The sequence below is a fragment of the Salinivibrio socompensis S35 genome (assembly GCF_000513715.1).
Classification (GTDB): domain Bacteria; phylum Pseudomonadota; class Gammaproteobacteria; order Enterobacterales; family Vibrionaceae; genus Salinivibrio; species Salinivibrio socompensis.
Genome location: NZ_AQOD01000196.1, coordinates 1 through 3,849, shown reverse-complemented (window position 1 = coordinate 3,849; position 3,849 = coordinate 1). Strand labels below are relative to the sequence as shown.

Sequence of the window (3,849 nt, the reverse complement as noted above, 5' to 3'; positions counted from 1 at the left end):
GTGTTCTTCATTACTTGAAGTAGCTTTTGCCACCGCTTATCAGTTAGCATGAGTCTCGGCATGGTATGGCGTTACAGTTTGTTTTTGGCGAAAGAGATTATAACGCCTTATCATGCCGTTCAAAAAACAATCACGAAAGATCAACACGCCCTAGTGCATTGAGGGCAACCTTTTGTGTGTTTGGTGAAACTTGCTGCGCATTCGCCAAATAAGACAGAAACGTTTTTACATCCTCGTCACTGAGCTCTGTAGGGTGTTGCTTGTGATGGAAAAGGATAAATCGACGAACCCAGTATAAGTAACTCTTCTCGGTTCTAATCGCATAGCCTCGTCGCCTAATCTCGTGCTGAAGGCTTGCCATAAACGGACTTTTGGTCATGATCTTTTCCCTCGCTCTAAGACTGTTTATTCATACAGCTTATCGGTAAGGAAAGCCAAATGGTGTGCACGTTTTTTCGAGGCACATTCACATTATCGCCGAAAGAGAAAATATTAATACAATATAATCATAGGGTTATAATTTATCCTTTGGGGATAGTGTGAACGCCTGGGCTGGGATAGGCGGCATGCACACTTTCGCAGATAAGGTGATTGCTTCAAAGATTAAAAATGTGTTTAATCATAAGCAGTTAGATGAAAAAATATGCGTATAACGGTTTTGACAAATCGAGCACGCGCACTAATACAATGTTATATTCTCCAGGGAGAGTGGTGAATGAGTTATACATTTTTTTATGATGAATCCAATAATATTCGAAAACTTTTCCTCAAAGGGCGAAGTTTTAATACCGATTCGCATTCAAATCCATCACCATGCTTTGTTCTTGCAGGAATACTGCATGAAGGTAATGCCGCAGAAAGCGATATCAATGAACTTATAGATGCTCTTAAGCTTCCGCCAACCGCAAAAGAACTGAAATTCAAGCAAGTCGCGAAAGGTGGATTTTTAGATAATCTTAAATCTGTCAAACTAGTTGTTCTTTTAGAATGGTTGCTCAAAAGCGATTACTATATTCACTATGACAACATTAATATGGAGTATTGGTCATTAGTAGATATTATTGATGATTGTTGTGAATATGTAGATACGTATGGTGGTTTAGACTATTCCCGCGCTGGAGGAAAGAGGCCTTACCTTGATTATCATAAGGATGCTCTCTATGAGCTAATGAAAATAGATAAATCTAATTTTCTTAGTTTGCTATCAAAATATAATTATCCAAAAATAGAACCTAAAGATGCACCAGCATTTAATAAAGGGTTAAATAAATTAGCTAAGAAATACTCGAGGCCAGAAGCAAGGGCGAGAAAAATTGTTAGACAAAAGAACTTCATTTAGTTTGTTGAGTCTTTCTAAGCTCTTTGATATGTGCCGTAAAATTGAAGAGTACTTTTTTGTTTATGATCATAAGGTTGGATATTTAATTGATGGTTTTTCGATATTTTACAACCAAAGAGTACAGCTCTTTGATAGTTCAAGGCATATCTTAGATAATGAATTTGAAATTCAAAAGTGCTTTGAGCAATATGAGAAGCTTGATAAGGAACTTGAAGAATTGAATTATGAATTTGTTGATTCTAACTCTTTTCTCGAGGTGCAAGTTTCAGATGTACTATGTGGTCTGTTCAAAAATTATTTTACATTCATCAATGAACTAGCAATAAGTGATTTAGATGAGGTTAAGTCAAAATTAACTAGCTCGCAGCGAAATTGCTTGCACTTGATAGCTGATCTGATCTTAAAATCAGATAATAAAAATAAAGAGTTTCTTTTTTACGTCATGTCAATGGGCGAGCATGAGAAGCATAAGCAGTTCATGTTCGGAGAATATAACAAGTCAAATCACGCGGATGCAGCATAGCTGCACCGGTGTTTGAAGCGTTAGACTCTTTAAGTCCGAGGAACCATCTTGATTGAAGCTAATACCGTAAAATTTATAAAGCTTGGACAGTCTGGTGGCTGGGAAGAGCGCTGTATTGAAAGCGATAAGCCAATGATAAGGCTCGGTTTTGATAACCCTCATCATCAGAAATGCCTAGATGAGGACTGGGGTTTTATGAACCGCTACTGGCTGGAGTCGAAAACTAAAGGAAAGGCGACTGAAACTACAAATCAAATAAAAGATTTCTATACGCAACCAGCTACAACAATGTGGATTACGTTCTACAAACGCAAGCTTTATTGGTGCTTTGCTAAGAAAGAAGTGATACAGCTCGAGGATGGCAGCAGAATCAGAGAAGTTGATGGTGAATGGCAGTCTTGTAACGTAAAAGGCGAGCATCTATATGTTGAAAACCTGAGCGGAAAACTAACCAAAGTTCAAATGTTCAGGGGCACAATTTGCTCCGTCAAAGAATCTAATTACCTTCTTAAAAGAATTAATGCAATTGAGTTGCCGGAAGTTCAAACGGCAAAAGACTCTCTTAATAACTTAGTGTCAAGTGTAAAGCCACTAATTAAAAACCTTGGGTGGCAAGATTTCGAGCTTCTTGTCGACCTTGTGTTTTCAAATGCCGGCTGGCAGCGAGTTGCAACCCTAGGAAAGGTAGAGAAGTCGATTGATCTTGATGTGATTTCACCAGTAACCGGAAGGCGTGCTTTTATACAAGTTAAATCTCAGTCCTCAAAAGATGAGTTCAAAGGTTACATCGAACAATTCGAAGGGATGCCGCAATACGATGAAATGTATTATATCTGCCACACGGGAACTTCAGCATTAGAAGAAATTCAATTTCCTAATAATGTTCAACTTATTGGGCTTAATCACATGGCGCATCTTACAGTTAATGCGGGGCTTGTAAAATGGCTTATTACCAAGGCATCTTAAGCCTAACAAACGCGTCAATTAGGACGCTCGCAAGCTCGCGCCTATTACGCGGGCGTTAATTGGCTCAATAAAATTTAGCCCACAGGAGGTAGAAGTTGGTAGATATGCTCAGGTAGATTTAGCTTACTCATTTCTTGCTGCAAAAGAGAATGCAGGCGAGTCTTTTACAATCGATGAGTTAGCCACTGCTACAGGTTGGAAAAAACAAACGTGTGGAACATATCCATCAAAGCGATGGCATCAATACGTTCAAAAAGATGGCTCTCATTATCTGACATCAGGAATTAAATCCCTTAGTAAGGAAGAGTTTAGAGCAGTTCATAGCCAAAAGTTGCAGCAAGTTACGGATCATTCGGTGAAAGGGATGCTTTTGCATAAGGCAAGGGAGTTTGCGCTACTTGCTGTTTCAACGTACAACAATCCTTACACAGAATTTAAAACCTATGGCTATATAGTCAATATTGTCATTGCATATACAGCATTGTTTCATGCGATCTTTGAAAAAAAGGGGACAAACTATTTTCACCTAAAGGATGGCAAACCTATTATCATCGACGGTGAAGAAAAAGCATGGGAGTTAATGGAGTGCTGTAATGAATATTGGAAAGGGGTTGAACGCCCTGAAAAATATAACCTTCAATTCCTCATTGGATTACGCAACAAAATCGAACATAGAAGCCTTCCTGCAATTGATTTAGCTGTAGCTGGTGAGTGTCAGTCTGCATTAATGAATTTTGAAAACTTGCTTGTTGAGGAATTTGGCGACTCGCATGCGTTGTGCGCTAATCTTGCAATAGCTATGCAACTTAGCCGAGTACTGAGAGATCCCCTCATAAATCCGCCAATGCATAGCCCTCTTTTAAGAGCTGCTGGGCTAGAACCACAGCCGCAGCTAAGAAGTGTTGAGTTATAATTTCGTAGTCTGGTCGCCTGAGGACTTCCATACCTAACCGGACGGTAGACAGGACATTTCGATTTCTGACTGTATTCGCTTGAAAGTGCCTGTCCCATCCTTGCTGCT

Annotated in this window: 5 protein-coding genes and 1 pseudogene; 4 read left to right on the top strand and 2 right to left on the bottom strand. The window is 39.3% G+C overall.

The annotated features are described in order from the left end of the window. Positions 1-130: 130 nt before the first annotated feature. The gene (locus tag DZ54_RS27625) at positions 131-361 is read right to left on the bottom strand and encodes a site-specific integrase (protein ID WP_420804867.1); all 231 of its coding nucleotides are present in this window, start codon (positions 359-361) and stop codon (positions 131-133) included. 354 nt (positions 362-715) lie between these two features. Here DZ54_RS27625 and DZ54_RS0116650 point away from each other — a divergent pair, with 354 nt between their 5' ends. The 4 genes from DZ54_RS0116650 (at position 716) to DZ54_RS26510 (ending at position 3,741) form a co-directional block, all read left to right on the top strand. Continuing rightward, positions 716-1,339, top strand: a complete 624-nt coding sequence (locus DZ54_RS0116650; protein WP_025675323.1) for a DUF3800 domain-containing protein — start codon at positions 716-718, stop codon at positions 1,337-1,339. After that, positions 1,314-1,862, top strand: a complete 549-nt coding sequence (locus DZ54_RS0116645) for a hypothetical protein (protein WP_128080566.1) — start codon at positions 1,314-1,316, stop codon at positions 1,860-1,862. Before DZ54_RS0116650 ends, DZ54_RS0116645 begins: the two co-directional genes overlap by 26 nt. A gap of 48 nt (positions 1,863-1,910) precedes the next feature. Further along, positions 1,911-2,828 (top strand): restriction endonuclease, encoded by a 918-nt coding sequence (locus DZ54_RS0116640; protein WP_025675319.1) that lies wholly within the window; start codon positions 1,911-1,913, stop codon positions 2,826-2,828. Between the two features lie 364 nt (positions 2,829-3,192). Then, positions 3,193-3,741 (top strand): DUF3644 domain-containing protein, encoded by a 549-nt coding sequence (locus tag DZ54_RS26510; protein WP_240474066.1) that lies wholly within the window; start codon positions 3,193-3,195, stop codon positions 3,739-3,741. Here the strand turns inward: DZ54_RS26510 and DZ54_RS26505 are convergent. Continuing rightward, a pseudogene (locus tag DZ54_RS26505) lies at positions 3,659-3,849 on the bottom strand (IS4 family transposase); the annotation flags it as partial. The gene DZ54_RS26510 and the pseudogene DZ54_RS26505 sit on opposite strands and share 83 nt — an antisense overlap.